General features: G+C 70.1%; 12 protein-coding genes. 8 read left to right on the forward strand and 4 right to left on the reverse strand.

The annotated features are described in order from the left end of the window. Positions 1–157 precede the first annotated feature (157 nt). From ACEN9J_RS05040 to ACEN9J_RS05070, 7 genes are all read left to right on the forward strand, one after another. Positions 158–2,971, forward strand: a complete 2,814-nt coding sequence (locus ACEN9J_RS05040) for a diguanylate cyclase domain-containing protein (RefSeq protein ID WP_261205672.1) — start codon at positions 158–160, stop codon at positions 2,969–2,971. A 230-nt stretch (positions 2,972–3,201) separates the two neighbouring features. Then, positions 3,202–4,638, forward strand: a complete 1,437-nt coding sequence (locus tag ACEN9J_RS05045) for an MFS transporter (protein ID WP_413764542.1) — start codon at positions 3,202–3,204, stop codon at positions 4,636–4,638. A 263-nt stretch (positions 4,639–4,901) separates the two neighbouring features. Next, the gene (locus tag ACEN9J_RS05050; RefSeq protein ID WP_413763489.1) at positions 4,902–7,355 is read left to right on the forward strand and encodes an alkaline phosphatase family protein; all 2,454 of its coding nucleotides are present in this window, start codon (positions 4,902–4,904) and stop codon (positions 7,353–7,355) included. A 178-nt stretch (positions 7,356–7,533) separates the two neighbouring features. Further along, positions 7,534–8,934 (forward strand): cytochrome-c peroxidase, encoded by a 1,401-nt coding sequence (locus ACEN9J_RS05055; RefSeq protein ID WP_413763490.1) that lies wholly within the window; start codon positions 7,534–7,536, stop codon positions 8,932–8,934. Between the two features lie 11 nt (positions 8,935–8,945). Further along, entirely contained in the window at positions 8,946–9,563 is a 618-nt protein-coding gene (locus tag ACEN9J_RS05060; RefSeq protein ID WP_413763491.1) for a hypothetical protein, read from the forward strand. A gap of 38 nt (positions 9,564–9,601) precedes the next feature. Then, entirely contained in the window at positions 9,602–10,255 is a 654-nt protein-coding gene (locus ACEN9J_RS05065; protein WP_413763492.1) for a hypothetical protein, read from the forward strand. Positions 10,256–10,268: 13 nt separating this feature from the next. Next, positions 10,269–11,165 carry a 2OG-Fe(II) oxygenase gene (locus ACEN9J_RS05070; protein WP_413763493.1) on the forward strand — a complete coding sequence of 299 codons (897 nt, stop codon included), beginning with the start codon at positions 10,269–10,271 and terminating at the stop codon, positions 11,163–11,165. On the opposite strand, the gene ACEN9J_RS05075 is transcribed toward ACEN9J_RS05070, so the two are convergent. Together ACEN9J_RS05075 and ACEN9J_RS05080 are read right to left on the reverse strand one after the other, a co-directional pair. Further along, complete coding sequence (locus tag ACEN9J_RS05075; RefSeq protein WP_413763494.1) at positions 11,149–12,198, reverse strand: aldo/keto reductase; 1,050 nt, start codon at positions 12,196–12,198, stop codon at positions 11,149–11,151. The genes ACEN9J_RS05070 and ACEN9J_RS05075 overlap by 17 nt on opposite strands. A 27-nt stretch (positions 12,199–12,225) precedes the next feature. Further along, positions 12,226–13,416, reverse strand: a complete 1,191-nt coding sequence (locus tag ACEN9J_RS05080) for an MFS transporter (RefSeq protein ID WP_057594800.1) — start codon at positions 13,414–13,416, stop codon at positions 12,226–12,228. Between the two features lie 103 nt (positions 13,417–13,519). Here ACEN9J_RS05080 and ACEN9J_RS05085 point away from each other — a divergent pair, with 103 nt between their 5' ends. Continuing rightward, on the forward strand, positions 13,520–14,482 hold the full coding sequence (locus ACEN9J_RS05085) for a LysR family transcriptional regulator (protein WP_261205680.1): 963 nt from the start codon (positions 13,520–13,522) through the stop codon (positions 14,480–14,482). Here the strand turns inward: ACEN9J_RS05085 and ACEN9J_RS05090 are convergent. Both ACEN9J_RS05090 and ACEN9J_RS05095 read right to left on the reverse strand, forming a co-directional pair. Beyond that, positions 14,431–15,222 carry a 2-keto-4-pentenoate hydratase gene (locus tag ACEN9J_RS05090; protein WP_413763495.1) on the reverse strand — a complete coding sequence of 264 codons (792 nt, stop codon included), beginning with the start codon at positions 15,220–15,222 and terminating at the stop codon, positions 14,431–14,433. The two genes, ACEN9J_RS05085 and ACEN9J_RS05090, sit on opposite strands and share 52 nt — an antisense overlap. Before the next feature lie 13 nt (positions 15,223–15,235). Next, the gene (locus ACEN9J_RS05095) at positions 15,236–16,213 is read right to left on the reverse strand and encodes a tripartite tricarboxylate transporter substrate binding protein (RefSeq protein ID WP_208511811.1); all 978 of its coding nucleotides are present in this window, start codon (positions 16,211–16,213) and stop codon (positions 15,236–15,238) included. Between the last annotated feature and the right edge of the window lie 35 nt (positions 16,214–16,248).

Here is a 16,248-nt window from a genome sequence, read left to right on the forward strand (position 1 = left end):
CGCGGCGGCTGCATCCGTTCGGGCCGCCGCCGCGTATCGGGAAGCGGAGGTGCATGACGTTTCTCACCTTCCGCTGACCGACGAACGCACCGATACTCGCCCCAGGTCGCACGAGCCGGCACGGAACCCCGGCGCGCCATTGGCCTTCATCTCATTCATGACCCCTTCGCGACCGTTCCATCGCCGTTTCGGACTCCACACCCGCGTCAGCCTCGGCGTCGCCGCCGTGGTGCTGGCCGCGACCGTCGCGATCGCGATGGTCGCGCTGCAACTGGTGCGCGGCAGCCTGCGCGCCTCGATCACCGGCGAGCAGTTCGCGCGCGTCTCCTCGATCGCGACCGGCGTCGACCAGAAATTCGGCAGCCGCCGCATCCTGCTGCAGACCTTCGTCGACAGCGTCGAGGCGCAGAACTTCCAGGACGGCCGGCCGCTGCAGGCCTTCCTCGAGCAGCACAAGTCGCTGCGCCTGGCCTTCGACAACGTGGCCTTCCTCGACCTCGAGGGCAACCTGGTCGCCAACCTCAGCAATGCCAGCCAGGTCGGCACCATCAACATCCGCGACCGCGCCTATTTCCAGCAGACGGTGCAGTCGGGGCTGGGCCTGATCTCGCGGCCCTACCGCAACCGGTTGAACGGGCTGGCGCAGGTCGCCATCACCGAGCCGGTGCTCGACGCGCAGGGCAAGGTGCGCTTCGTGGTGTCGGGCGCCCTCAACCTCAAGGACCGCAACATCCTCGGCGACCTGGCCGACGTGCGCTTCGGCAAGACCGGCTACCTGTTCATCCTCACGGCCGACGGCGTGGTGGTGGACCATCCCGACGCCGCGCTCATCCTGAACCGGCTGCCGACCGAGAACGGCGCCAACCCCGAGATCCGGCGCGCGATCGCGGGCTTCGAGGGCACCAGCGAAGGCACCGACGAGTCGGGCGTGCGGGGCCTGTTCGCGTTCCAGCGCACCGACCAGACCAACTGGATCGTCGGCGCCATGTACCCGAGCGACGAGGCCTTCGCGCGCATCGACGCGATCGAGCGCGTGGCGCTCGGCGGCGGCTTGCTGGCGGCGCTGCTCGCGGGCGCTCTCGCGCTGGGCTTCGTGCGGCGGCGCCTCACGCCGCTGGCCGCGCTGCACGGGCGCATGCAGTCGGCGCAGGATCCGGCCGCCGGCGTGCCCGAGCCGCCGGCGCGCTATGCGCAGGACGAGATCGGCGAGCTCGCGCGCAGCTTCGACCAGCTGATGGCGCAGCAGCGCGCCGGCGAACTGAGCCTGGCGCGTTCCGAGGCCCAGGTGCGCACCATCGCCGACAACATCCCGGCGCTGGTCTCGCACGTCGATGCCTCGCTGCGCTACACCTTCGTCAATGCGCACGTGAAGGCGATGCACGACGACGACGAACTGGTCGGCCGCGCGATGCCCGAGGCGCGCGGCGCGGAGGACTTCGCGGTCGTCGCGCCGTACTACGAACGCGCGCTGCGCGGCGAGACCGTGATCGTCGAGAAGGCCGGCAACCCCGCGCGCGGCGTCGGCGACCGCACCTACAAGGCGCACTACATCCCCGACCGCGACACCGAGGGCGTGGTGCGCGGCGTGTTCGCGATGACCTTCGACATCACCGACGAGGTCAATGTGCGCAAGGCCCTGACGGAGCAGGAACGCCGGCTGCGCGACGTGACCAACAGCATTCCGGCGCTGGTCGGCTACTTCGACCGCGACGAGAACTGCCTGTTCGCCAACAGCCGCGCGCGGAAGCTGGCCGACCTGTTCGACGGCCCGCTCGCGGGCGTGAGCCTGCGCTCCTCGCTCGGCGAGGCGGTGTATGCGCAGATCCGACCGCACCTGCCCTCGGTGCTGGCCGGCAAGAACGCGCATTTCCCGGTCGATGCGCCGATCCACGGCAGCGACGGCCATTTCCAGACCCACCTGATCGCCGACATCAGCCTCGAGGGCGAGGTGCTGGGTTTCTACCTGATGGCCTTCAACATCACGGCCCTGAAGGAGGCCGAGCTGCGTGCCGCCGAGAGCGAGCTGCGGCTGCGCGCCATCACCAACAGCATGCCGGCGCTGATCACCTACATCGACCGCGAGGAGCGCATCACTTTCGCCAATGCCACCAGCCACGCATGGCTGGGCCTCGAGCCTTCGCAGGTGGAAGGCCGCCATCTCGAGGAGGTGGCGGGCCGCGAGGTCTACCTGTCGCGCCGGCCGATGCTGGCGCGCGCGCTGGCCGGCGAGAAGGTGGAGTTCGAGGCGCGCACGCAGCGCGCGGGCTACGACCGCGTCACGCAGGTGATCTACGTGCCCGACACGCGCGGCGACGGCAGCACGCACGGCATCTTCTCGCTGGCGCTCGACATCACGGCGCTCAAGCTGGTGGAGCGCCAGCTGATCGAGCTCGCGCGCATCGACACGCTGACCGGCCTGCCCAACCGCCTGGCCTTCAACGAGTTCCTGCCCGACGCCGTGCTGCGCAGCCGGCTCACCGGCCATTCGCTGGCCGTGATGTTCCTCGACATCGATCGCTTCAAGGCCATCAACGACACGCTGGGCCATGCGGTGGGCGACGCGGTGCTGGCCGAGTACGCGCGCCGGCTCAAGGCCTGCGTGCGCGCCAGCGACATGGCGGCGCGGCTGGCCGGCGACGAGTTCGTACTGGTGATCGAGAACATCCGGCAGCGCGAATCGGTCGCGGCCGTGGCCTCGAAGATCGTGGAGCGCATCAACCGCCCGGTGTTCACGGTCGACGGCCAGCGCATCGAGGTCGCGACCAGCATCGGCATCGCCTTCCACGGCCCGGCCGAGTCTGCGGTCACGGCGGCCGAGCTGCTGGCGCGCGCCGATGCCGCGCTCTATGCCGCCAAGGCCGCGGGGCGCAACCGCTACGCCTTCTTCGCGCCGGGCGAGGGCAGCCAGGGCAAGGCGGTGTTCCCGCGGTCGCAGCCGTCCTTCCTCGAGCCGCCCGAAGGCGAGGGCTGAAGCCGGGGCAGGGCGCCCGCGCCCACTTGCCTGATCCTGCGAAGAGTCCGAGCGGCGGACAGGGGCTCGTGATGGCTATAGCATGCAGCCCTTCGCAAACCGTGCCCGTGCCCCGTGCGCTTCCCGCGCCCCGATGTGCCCCGACGCACCGCGCCTCCAGGAAGTCCCGCGTGACACCCGAAGCTCCTCCCACCAAGACCACCCACCGCGCGCTGGTCATCGCGTCGATCATGGCGTCGATGGCCATGGTCGCGATCGAGGCGACCATCGTCTCCACCGTCATGCCGCAGATCGCCTCCGAGCTCGGCGGGCTGCATCTCTACAGCTGGGTCTTCGCCTCGTTCCTGCTCGCGCAGACCGCGATGACCGTGGTCTTCGGCAAGCTCTCCGACCTCTACGGCCGCAAGCCCGTGATGTTCGCGGGCATCGCGATCTTCCTCGTCGGTTCGCTGCTCGCGGGCTTCTCGTGGTCGATGCCGGCCATGATCTGCTTCCGGCTGATCCAGGGCATCGGTGCCGGCGCCATCCAGCCGGTGGCGCTGACCATCGTGGGCGACCTGTATCCGGTGCGCGAGCGCGGCAAGGTGCAGGGCTACCTCGCGAGCGTGTGGGCCGTGTCGGCGGTGCTCGGGCCGATGCTCGGCGCGCTGATCGTGCAGAAGCTCTCGTGGGCCTGGATCTTCTGGATCAACGTGCCGATCGGCCTCGCCGCCGCGCTGGGCTTCTGGGCCTTCCTGCACGAGGCATCGGCCACGCGCCGCGCCTCGATCGACATCGTGGGCGCGGTGCTGTTCGCCGCCGGCATCGCGGCGCTGATGATCGCGCTCACCGAGTTCGGCATCGGCAACGACGCCTCCGCCTGGGGCTGGACCGCGGCCTTCGCGCTCACGGTGGTTCTGTTCGTCTGGCAGGAGCGCCGCGCGGCCGACCCGATGGTGTCGTTCAAGCTCTGGGGCGCGCGCGTCATCGCCACCGTCAACGGCGCGGCCCTGCTCGCGGGCATGGTGCTGATCGGCATCACCACCTTCCTGCCGATGTACGTGCAGGTGGTGCTCGAGCGCTCGTCGGTCACGGCGGGCCTCACTTTGACCATGGTGATGCTGGGCTGGCCGATCGGCGCCACGCTGACCTCGCGCATCTTCCAGCGCGTGGGCCTGTGGCGCATCCTCGTGGCCGGCGCGGCCCTGATCCCCGTGGGCTGCGCGAGCTTCGTGCTGCTCGCCGCGGGCAGCACGCCGGTGCTCGCGGGCGTGGGCTCGTTCGTCATCGGCCTGGGCATGGGCCTGTTGAGCCTGAGCTCGCTGATCCTGATCCAGGAGTCGGTCGACGTCGCGCAGCGCGGCAGCGCCACCGCCTCCAACGTGTTCTCGCGCAACCTCGGCAGCGCGCTGGGCGCGGCCTTCTTCGGCGCGGTCTTCAACTTCGGCCTCACGCGCGCCGACGGCCGGCTCGCCTTCACCGACGAGCAACTGCGCCTGCTGCTGCAGGGCCCGGCCTCGCCCGCGGCCGGCGACGCGGCGCTGCGGCTCGCGCTCGGCGGCTCGCTGCATCTGACCTTCGTGATGATGCTGGTCGTGGGCCTCGCGGTGTTCGCGCTCTCGCTGTGGCTGCCGCGCGAGGCCACGCAGATGCATGCGCTCGCACGGCGCGAAGCCGCGCCGAAATAGCAGCCGCCCAGGCTTGCTGACCGCGCCCTGACCACGGGGCGCGAAACCGCAAATCCGTTGCTTCTACGGCGTGCCGCGCACGCCGTGCGCGCGCCTGCGCGCGCTGTTTCCGAAGGCGGAAGAAAGCGCTAATGCGCGCCTAAGTCTGCTGCCTTCGGACTGACATTTGGCAAAACCACCATCGACCGGTCCTTGAATCAAGGGCCGCCGGATTCGGCGAATCCGTGCGTCCGTTCGCATTCCCCAACGATCGAGAGTCGACTTTGAAAAACATCCACAAGATCAAGACCGGCCTGCTGTGCCCCGCGCTCACGGTGCTCGCGGCCTCCGTGCTGACCGCCTGCGGCGGCGGTGGCGGCAGCGGTGTCGCGTTCCTGCCGTCCGGCGACGGCAGCGGCGGCAACGCCGTCACGCTCAGCGGCGTGGTCGCCGCCAGCGGTTTCGTGCCGGGCAGCGCCTCGGGCAACCCGACGCTCAAGGCCGGCTACTACGCGAAGGCCACGGTCTTCGTCGATGCCAACGGCAACGGCGTGCTCGACAGCGGCGAAGCCTCGACCACCACCGACGCCAGCGGCAAGTTCACGCTGACCACCACCCAGGGCGGCCAGCTCGTGGCCGACATCGGCACCTCGGCGACCAACACGGCCACCGGCGCCAAGGTCGCGAGCCACCTGATCCTGCGCGCTTCGGCCGACCAGATCGCCGACCAGGGCGCCACCAAGATCGTCATCAGCCCGCTGTCGAGCGAAGCGCAGCGCCTGGTGGAAGCCAACGGCAGCAGCTACAAGGCCGAGAAGGCCAACCTGCTCGCGCGCCTGAACGTGCCCACCTTCAACCTCGGCACGGCCGCGCTCACCGATCCGCTGGCCGACGTCAACGGCCTGAAGGGCACCGACCAGTACGCGGCCCTGTACCAGGACAACGAGCTCACCAACCGCTACACCTACGCGACGGCCAAGCTCGACCGCAAGGACATGTTCCCCGACCACCTCGCGGTGGCGGGCGGCGACCCGCGCCTGGTGGGCTTGTCGGGCGTGACCCTCAGCAACAAGGACGGCAGCAGCGTCGCGCGTTCGCAGCCGCTGCAGAAGCAGGCGCCGATCACCTTCGCGCAGGCGCAGCAGGCGGCCTTCAACGTCGAAGGCGTGCCGGCTTACGACAACATCTTCGTGATCATCGAGGAGAACAAGTCGACCGACGTGATCGTGGACAACCCGCGCGCCGTCAACATCAACTACATCCTCAAGAAGTACAACCAGCTCAGCACCTACTACTCGACCGGCAATCCGTCGGAGCCGAACTACACCGCGCTGGGCGGCGGCGACGACTTCGGCATCACCGACGACAACTGGTTCGGCTGCGGTGCCGTCGCGGGCACCCCCTACGCGGTCACCGACGTCGAGTTCAAGGCCGGCACGGCCTCGGACGGCCAGCCGCTGCCCGCGCAGGCCAAGCTGCCGCCCGCCGGCAGCGCCACCCGCGCCGGCTACAGCGCGGCCAGCGCGAGCTGCGGCGACGCGCCGACCACCGGTACCGTGCACAACATCCCCGGCGACAACCTGTTCACGCTGATGTCGAAGACCGGCCGCACGATCCGCACCTACAGCGAATCGATGAACCCGGGCCAGGACGTGCGCGCCGACAGCATCGCCGATGCGCAGGTGGCCGCCACCTACGACGCGAGCCGCCTGGGCGTGACCAACCTCGACGGCTCCACGCCCAGCCTCGTGGGCTCGAGCAACTTCGCCGTGGTGAACGGCCTCTACAAGGTCAAGCACGGCCCCTCCATCGCCTACCAGGACGCGCGCAACCTGCCCGAGTTCGTGGCCACCAACCGCACCATCTTCGGTACGCAGTACCAGGAAGCCGACTGGCTCAAGAGCTCGGCCTACGGCCTGCCCAGCGGCTGGATCTACGACCAGTTCAGCAAGGACCTGGACACCGGCGACGTGGGCAACATCAACTTCGTCGTGCCCGACCAGTGCGACGACATGCACGGCGTCGGCAGCGACACCAGCTGCGTGAGCAACAACAACGGCCAGGCCAATGGCGTGCAGCGCGCCGACATCTACCTCGGCATGGTGGTCAAGAAGATCCAGAACTCGGCGCTGTGGAAGAACCCGAACAAGCGCGTGGCGATCGTCGTGATGTACGACGAAGGCGAGGGCGGCAGCAACGGTTCGTGCTGCGGCTGGAATGCCGGCGGCCCGAATTCGAAGACCACGCCGCTGACCGTGGATGCGAGCGGCAAGGGCCTGCCGACCGCGCCGCCGCAGAACTACAGCAACGGCAACTTCGGCCACGGTAACTCGATCTTCGGGATCATCAGCAACCAGCAGGACGTGGGCGGCGCGAAGAAGCAGGTGGTGGACAGCGATGCCTACAGCCACTTCTCGTTCGTGCGCACGCTGCAGGACATGTTCCAGATCGCCGACCCGGCCGTCGATGCGAGCTACCTGAACCGCGCCAAGTACACCGAAGCCTTCATCACGGCCAACATCGCTGCACTGCCGGAGTACTCGGGCAGCGCCGACACGCACTTCGACTCGGTGCGGCCGATCAACCACGCCTACGTGATTCCGGCGGGCTACACCCAGAAGCTCTATCCGAACGACATCGTCGGTGTGCAGGACCCGGTCACCGGCAAGCTCGAAGGCCAGATCACGCCGCAGGTGGGACCCGACGCGAGCCAGGTCAACGTCTGGGCGACGAAGTAAGCCGAAGGACGATCCGCGGGGCGAGGTGGATCGCCTCGTCTCGCGGATCCGCTCCCCTCATGCCATTCCAGACGGGATCCGTTGCGGACCGTCTGGAATCTGGCGTTTCAGGTTTCCGAAATCCCGCAAGGCGGCCTGGCCCCTTCGCGGGATGCAACGTTGAATGATGAACTTGGCAATGGAAAAGACGGTCGCGCTCGGCATGGTGCTCGCGGCCGCGCTGTGGGCCCTGGCGGCCTGCAACAGTACCGATCCGGCGGCGGCCAAGGGCGCCGTCGCGGCGCGTCCCCAGGTGCTGAGCCTGCCGGCCCAGGTCGGCCAGCTGGCCTTCTTCGACCAGAGGCTCTCGGGCGGCGGCAACATGTCGTGCGCGAGCTGCCACGACCCGCAGTACGCCTATGGCCCGCCCAACAGCATCTCGGTGCAGCTCGGTTCCGACATCGCGCAGACCGGCGCGCGCGCCGTGCCTTCGCTGCGCTACCGCGAATCGACGCCGGCCTACGACGACAACGCGCCCAACCCCGACGGCGTGACCTCCGAGTCGCCGGGCGGCGGCTTCATGTGGGACGGCCGCGCGGCCACGATGGCGGCGCAGGCCGCGCTGCCGCTGCTCAACCCGGTCGAGATGAATGCCGCCTCGAAGGAGGCGGTGGTGAAGGCGGTGCGCGAGGGCAGCTATGCGGCGCTGTTCCAGCAGGCCTTCGGCGCCCAGGTGTTCGACGACACCGACCAGGCCTTCGATGCGCTGGGCAAGGCGATCCAGGCGCTCGAGACCGAGGACCTGAGCTTCCACCCGTACAGCAGCAAGTACGACCTCTATGTCTTCAACAAGATCGGCGGCGCGCTGACGCCCGCCGAGCGGCGCGGCGAGGTGCTGTTCCACAGCAGCGGCGTCGCCAACTGCTCGGGCTGCCACTACACGGGCGCCAACTTCAACGGCAACACCGGCCTCATGAGCGACTTCACCTACCAGGCGCTGGCCGCGCCGCGCAACGACCGCTCGATCCCGAACAATCCCGATCCGATCCCGGCCAACGACGATCCGAAGTACTTCGACATGGGGCTGTGCGGTCCCTTCCGCACCGATCACATGCCCGCCACGCCGGACACGGCGAATCCGTACTGCGGCATGTTCAAGGTGCCGGTGCTGCGCAACGTGGCGACGCGCGGCAGCTTCTTCCACAACGGCGTGTTCCATTCGATGGAGCAGGTGCTCAACTTCTACAACACGCGCGACACCCATCCCGAATACTGGTATCCAGGCGACAAGGACGGCCAGGGCGCGCCGCAGGCGAATCCGGCCTGGGCGCTGCAGCCCACCGCCGTGCCGGGCGCGACGGTGCGCAAGTACAACGACCTGCCGCGCGCGCAGCAGGGCAACGTCGACGAGGAAGTGCCGCTGGGCACGGGCGAGGGCGGCGACAAGACGGCCGCCAGCGGTACCAGGCCGCGCACGCCGGGCTCGGCACCGGCCATGACGGCCGAGCAGATCGCCGACCTGACCTGCTTCCTCGGCACGCTGAGCGACGGCTACCAGCCGACCGCCACGCCAGCGACTTCCGGCCGGTGCACGAAATGACGGGCCCGCGCTTGAATTCCTGGCGGCGCTTCGGCATCGCCGCGTGCCTCGCGTTGCCGATGGTCGTGCTGACCGCCTGCGGCAACGAAGAGGCGCGCTTTCCGAACCGCGACAACTTCACCGCGGCCGCCAGCGACTACCTCGCGCAGCGCGGCCATGTGTGCCTGGCCATGTACGACTGGCCGATCAAGGTCGCGACCGGATCGAACGCGCCCGACGCACAGCAGATGCCGCTGCTCGAGAAGCTCGGCTTCGTGACCGGCAAGGACGTCGCGGCCGCTCGCGAATACGCGCTGACCGACACGGGGCGCCAGCACTACCTGCAGGTGCCCGTGGTGGTGCGCACCACCACGCAGACCGTCGTGCATCCGGGCGATCTGTGCGCGGCCACCCTGAGCCTCGATCGGCTGGTCGGCTGGGACCCGCCGCAGACCCGCGACGAGCGCACGACGACTTCGCTGCTCTTCACCTACCGCATCGCGCTCGATCCCTGGGCCGCCGCGCCCGAGGTGCAGCAGGCCTTCCCGCTGCTCGCGCGCGCGATCCAGCGCGAGGGAACGATGCAGATGCGCCTCGGCGTCCACCTCACGCGGCGCGGCTGGGTCGCGGACGAACTCGACCTGCACTGAGCACCGCCTTGGCTACCCGATACCTCCACCAGAACCCCATGAATCTCCGTTCCTCGCTCCAGACCCTGACAACCCTCACGGCGATGGGCGCGCTCTGCGCGCTCGCCGCCTGCGGCGCCGGCCCCGACGCCAACGCACCCACCGCCGAGAACCTCGCGGCCCCGCTCGACGCCTACCTGGCCGAGCGCGGCGACATCTGCCTCGCGATGTTCGACTGGCCGATCGACCTGACCGAAGCCGAGGCCGGTTCCGGCGCGCGCCATGCGGTGCAGTTCCCGGTGATGGAGAAGCTGGGCCTGGTGCGCAGCACCATCGTCGCCGCGCCGAAGAGCGCCGAGAACCCCGACGGCGCGGTCAAGCGCTTCGAACTGACCGACGAGGGCCGCAAGTTCTACAAGCCGCATTCGCATGCCACCCGCGACGCCGAGCATGCCAACGACTTCTGCGTGGCGCACCTGCAGCGCGAGAAGATCGTCGACGTGAAGCTGGCCGGCACCGACGCCAGCCATCCGATGGTCGTGGTGAGCTACACCTACCGCATCGACCCGGCGCCGTGGATGCAGGACCCCGACGCGCAGCGCGTGTTCCCGATGGTCGCGCGCATCATGAATGGCGCCAACGGCCCGCTGCAGCTGCGCCAGGGCTTCACGCGCGGCGACAAGGGCTGGGTGCCGCACCTGGGTCCCGTCTGAGCGGCGACCGGCCATGAGCACCGTCGTGCGCTTTTCCCCCGAGCTGGGGCGCTGGCTCCAGGGCATGCTCGATGCCGGCCAGATGCCGCAGGCACTGGTCGCCACGATGCGCGGCAAGGGCATGAACGAACGCGCCGCGCAGGCCATCGTCGCGGCCCATGTCGATGCGCGGCAGCGCGGCGCGGCGATGCCAGTCGATGCCATCGAGCTGCCGGATGCGGCGGCTGCCCGGCCCGCGATGCGGCTCGCACCGTGCACGCGGCTCCAGGCCATCGACCGCGAGATCGTCGTGCATGCGCGCGGCGAAGACCCGGTCCATGCCTCGCTGGGCAACGTGATGGATGCCGAGGAATGCCGGGCCCTGATCGAGATGGCGCGGCCGCGCCTCGCGCCTTCCACCCTGGTCGATCCGATGAGCGGGCGCGACGTGGTCAGCGACCGGCGCGCGAGCTGGGGCATGTTCTTCCGCCTGGCCGAGAATGAGCTCGTGGCCCGCCTCGACCGCCGACTGTCGGCGCTGATGAACCTGCCGCTGGAGAACGGCGAGGGCCTGCAGTTGCTGCACTACCCGGAGGGCGCGGGCAGCGAACCCCACCACGACTACCTGGCGCCGAGCAACCTGGCCAACCGCGAATCGATCGCGCGCAGCGGCCAGCGCGTGAGCACGCTCGTGACCTACCTCAACGACGTGCCCGAGGGCGGCCAAACCGTCTTTCCGCAGCTGGGCCTGGCGATGTCGCCGATTCGCGGCAATGCCTGCTACTTCGAGTACGGCGACGACGAGGGGCGCGTCGACGCGCGCTCGCTGCACGCGAGCGCGCCCGTGACACGCGGCGAGAAATGGGTCGTGACCAAGTGGATGCGCGCGCGCCGCTTCGTGTCGGCCGGCGAGCTCAGGCCGGCGCGTTGATCGGCACCGCCACCGGGCTGCGCTCCGCGAACTGCCCGTTCCAGTACGGGTAGTACGGATAGGGCGGCGCGATCGCGCTGGCCGTGTCGAGCCGCGCCATCTGCGCGTCGCTCAGCTGCCAGCCGAGCGCGCCGAGGTTCTGCGTGAGCTGCGCCTCGTCGCGCGCGCCGATCAGCACGCTGGCCACCGTGGGCCGCTGCAGCAGCCAGTTGAGTGCGATCTGCGCGTGGGTCTTGCCGGTCTCCTCGGCCACGATGTCCATCGCATCGACGACGCGGTAGAGGCGCTCGTCGTCCACTGGCGGCGCGAAGCCGGCGGTCTCGTGCAGCCGGCTGCCCGCGGGCAGCGGCTGGCCGCGCCGGATCTTGCCCGTGAGGCGGCCCCAGCCCAGCGGGCTCCAGACGATCGCGCCCACGCCCTGGTCCAGGCCCAGCGGCATCAGCTCGAACTCGTAGTCACGCCCGACCAGCGAGTAGTAGGTCTGGTTCGCCACGTAGCGCTCGAGGCCCAGCCGGTCGGAGGCCGCGAGCGACTTCATCAGCTGCCAGCCCGAGAAGTTCGACATGCCGATGTAGCGCACCTTGCCCGACTTCACGAGCGCGTCGAGCGTGCCCAGCACCTGCTCGACCGGCGTCATCGCGTCGAAGGCGTGCAGCTGCAGGATGTCGATGTAGTCGGTGCCCAGCCGCCTGAGCGCGGCCTCGGTCGCGCCCACCAGGTGGTGGCGCGAGGCGCCGACCTGGTTCGGGCCGTCGCCCGCGCGCAGCGAGAGCTTGGTCGAGACGATGGCCTTGTCGCGCCGGCCCTTGAGCGCGGCGCCGAGGATGGTCTCGGAGGCACCGTTCGAATAGACGTCGGCGGTGTCGAACAGGTTCACGCCGGCATCGAGCGCGATGTCGACGATGCGGCGCGCGCCGTCGGTGCCGGTGTTGCCCCAGGCGCTGAACAGCGGGCCCTGCCCGCCGAAGGTGCCGGCGCCGAAACCGAGGGCGGGCACCTTGAAGCCCGAGCGACCGAGAAAGCGTTGTTCCATGAGGGTTCTCCTTGAGCGTTGGATGGATCAGGCGCGCACCGAAGCGCAATCGCCGGGCAGGGCGCGGTCGCCGCGCCGGTCGAGCGCGCGGCTCCACAGCGCGATCGCGAGGCCCGCCACGGTCAAGAGCGCCGCGGCCCAGCCCAGCGCGCGCAGGCCCGGGCCATGGTCGATGACCACGCCGCCGGCCCAAGCGCCGAGTGCATTGCCGAGGTTGAAGGCCGCGATGTTGAGGCTCGAGGCCAGGTTCTGGCCCGCGCCCGAGGCCTTCTCGAGCACGCGCAATTGCATCGGCGCCACCGTGGCGAACGAGGCCACGCCGAGCAGGCCGACGAAGACCACCGCGGCGATCGGCGTGCCGATGGCGAACTGCATCGTGCCGAGCACCACCGCGAGCACGGCCAAGGTGCCGAGCACCGCGGGCATGGTCGCGCGGTCGGCCAGCCGGCCGCCGAGGATGTTGCCCACGGCCAGGCCGCCGCCGAACACCAGCAGGATCGGCGACACCGCCGATTCCGACAGGCCCGTGACCTGGGTCAGCAGCGGCTGGATGTAGGTGAAGACGGCGAACACGCCGGCGAAGCCGAGCACCGTCATCGCCAGGCCCAGCAGCACCTGGGGCCGGGCCAGCACGGCGATCTCCTCGCGCAGCGGCGCGGGCTTCGCCTCGCCCTCGACGCGCGGCACGAACACGGCCAGCACCGCGAGCGCCACGAGGCCGATCAGCGCCACGGCCCAGAAGGCCGCGCGCCAGCCGAAGTGCAGGCCCAGCCAGGCGCCGAAGGGCACGCCCAGCAGGGTGGCGGCGGTCAGGCCGGTAAACATGATGGCGATGGCCGAGGCGCGGCGTTCGGGCGCCACCAGGCCGGTGGCCACCACCGAGCCGACGCCGAAGAAGGTGCCGTGCGCGAGCGAGGTGATGACGCGCGCGCCCATCAGCAGTTCGTAGCTGGGTGCCAACGCGCAGGCGATGTTGCCGAGCGTGAAGATCGCCATCAGCGCCAGCAGCACGGTCTTGCGCGGCAGCCGGCGGGTGGCGATGGTGAGCAGCGGCGCGCCGACCGCGACCCCGAGCGCGTAGCCCGAGATCAGCAGGCCGGCGGCCGTGATCGAGACCTGGAGGTCGGTCGAGACCTGCATCAGCAGGCCCATGATGACGAATTCGGTGGTGCCTATTCCGAAGGCACCGGCGGTGAGGGCGAGTAGAGCGATGGGCATGATGCCCTGTACTGTGCGGACGAAGTCCCTCGTTGACTAGAATGCCGCCGGTCAATGCACTTGTGAATTCAACTCACAAGCCGAATCCACCGGAGAACACGCCATGCCGCGCATCGAGGTCAACCGTTCGGGCGAGATGGAGGCCTTCGTGCAGGTGGTCGACGCGGGCGGCTTCTCGGCCGCCGCGCGGCTGCTGGGCATGACGCCCTCGGCCGTCAGCAAGCTGGTGGCGCGCCTCGAGGCGCGGCTGGGCATCCAGCTCGTGCACCGCTCCACGCGCAAGCTGCAGCTCACGCCCGAGGGCCTGCATTTCTACGAGCGCAGCCACCGCGTGCTGGCCGACATGGACGAGGCCGAGCGCTGCGCCGCCGCCGGTGCCGCGCCGCGCGGCCGGGTCAGCATCAATGCCAGCGTGTCCTTCGGCCACCACATGCTGGTACCGCTGGTGCCGAAGCTGATCGAACTGCATCCGCAGATCACGCTCGACATCGCGCTGACCGACCGCATCGTCGACCTGATGGACGAGCGCGCCGACATCGCGATCCGCTGGGGCCAGCTGCCGGCCTCCGACCTGGTGGCGCGGCGCATCGGCGACACCAGCCAGACCCTCCTGGCCGCGCCGTCCTACCTCGCGAAGTACGGCACGCCGCGCACGCCGCAGGAACTCGAGGCGCACAGCCGCCTGGGCTGGACCTACCGGCGCAGCGCGCCCGACTGGCCGTTCCGCATCGACGGCCGGACGATCCTGCTGCCGGTGGCCGGCCCGGTGCGCGCGGGCGATGGCGAGACCCTGCGCCACCTCGCGATCGCGGGCGCCGGCATCACGCGGCTGTCGCTCTATCACACGCAGCACGACATCGACGCGGGCCGGCTCGTGCCGCTGCTCGAGGAGTTCAACCCGAACGAGGTGGAGCCGATCCACGCGGTCTACATCGGCAAGGCCGGCACCCTGCCGGCGCGGGTGCGCGCGGTGCTCGACTTCCTCGTGGCCTGTTCGGGCGTGGGTGGCGGGCGCTACACGCGCAGCCGCACGGCGCCGATGCCGGGGAAATCGGCCGTCACCTGATCGCCGCGCGCGCAGGGCAGCAGGCCGATCCAGGACCCGGTCGTGACCACCGTGCCGGCCGGCACGGCCTGGCCGTGGCGCGTGAGATGGCGCAGCCAGATCGGCAGCAGCCAGGCCGGATCGCCGAGCGGATGGCTGCCTTCGCGCACCACCGTGTCGGCGTTGCCGATCCTGGTTTCGCAGCGCTGCGAGGCCCAGTCGATGGCGGCGAAGGGCCGCCATTCGCCGAGCACCAGCGCGCCATGCACCTGCGAGTCGGCCAGCCGCAGCAACGGCGTGGCGGCCTCGCGGTCCTGCCAGCGCGCATCGCAGACCTCGATGGAGACCGTCATGGCATCGACCAGCGCGGCCGCGTCTTCATGGTCGAGCGACGCGGCCTGTGCCGGCGTGACCTCGCGGCCCAGGCGCAGCGCGATCTCGGCCTCGATGCCGGGCTGGTGGAACACGAGGTCGGAGCAATCGGCCGGGCTCTGGCGCACGCCGGCGGGCGGCAGCGGCGCATGCGTGAGCGTCGCGCCGCGCGAGCCGCCGCCGGATTTCCAGCAGCCGGGCAGGGTGCCCGCGTCGAACCAGCCGAGTGCCGCGGCCACCGCGTCCTGCACCGCGTAGGCCTCGGCGGGCTCGTGCAGCGTGTCGAGCCAGGGCACGGCATCGAGCGTGCGGTTGGCGCGGCGCGCGGCGACGAGGGCGTCGGCCAGCGCGGAAAGAGAAGGGGGCAGGGTGGTCGTGTGTGCGTTCATGCCGCCGATCTTCTCAAGATTCGACGCGCACGTTGCCGTCCTTCACCACCTTGGCCCACTTGGCGATCTCGGTGTGGATGAACTGCCTGAACTTGTCCTGCGAGCCGCCGCCGTCCTCGGCGCCGTAGGTGTCGAGCTTCTCCTGCACGTCGGGCATGGCGAGCACGGCATTCACGTCGCGGTTGACCTTCTGCGCGATGGCGGCCGGCAGCTTGCCCGGGCCCGCGAGGCCGTACCAGGTGGTGGCCTCGAAGCCCTGGAAGCCCTGCTCCTGCATGGTCGGCACGTTCGGGTGGCCCTTGGCGCGCTGGGTGCGCGTCTGCGCCACGGCGAGCACGCGGCCGCTCTTCACGTGCGGCGTGGCCGCGGTCATGGTCTCGAAGCTGTACTGGATCTGCCCGCCCATCAGGTCGGCCAGCAGCGGCCCGCTGCCCTTGTAGGGCACGTGCAGCGCATCGACGCCGGCCTGCAGCTTGAACATCTCGAGCGCCAGGTGCTGCGCCGAGCCGGCGCCGGCCGAGCCGAAGCTCAGCGTGCCGGGCGCGGCCTTGCAGGCGGCCACGATGTCCTTCACCGTGAGCGCCTTCTGCGCCGGGCTCGCGATCAGCAGGTTGGGCGTGACGCCCACCAGCACGATCGGCACGAAGTCGCGCTCCACGCTGTAGCGCAGCTTGGGCTGCAGGCTGGGCGCGAGCGCATGGCTGTTGATGTGGGCCATCAGCAGCGTGCTGCCGTCGCTCGGCTGCTGCGCCACGTAGTCGGCCGCGAGCACCCCGGCCACGCCGGCCTTGTTCTCGACGATCACCTGCTGGTTCCACATCACGGTGAGCTTCTGCGCCACCACGCGCGCCAGCGCATCGGTGCCGCCGCCCGGCGGGAAGCCCACCACGATGCGCACCGGCGCGTTGGGCCAGTCCTGCGCGAACAGCCGGGGCACGCCCAGCGTGGCGGCCGCGGCGGTCGCGGCCTGGATCAGGGAACGTCGTTGCATCGTGCTTGTCTCCGTGGATGGATGGGGGTGTCGGA

The organism is Variovorax sp. Varisp41 (assembly GCF_047325085.1).
Classification (GTDB): domain Bacteria; phylum Pseudomonadota; class Gammaproteobacteria; order Burkholderiales; family Burkholderiaceae_C; genus Variovorax.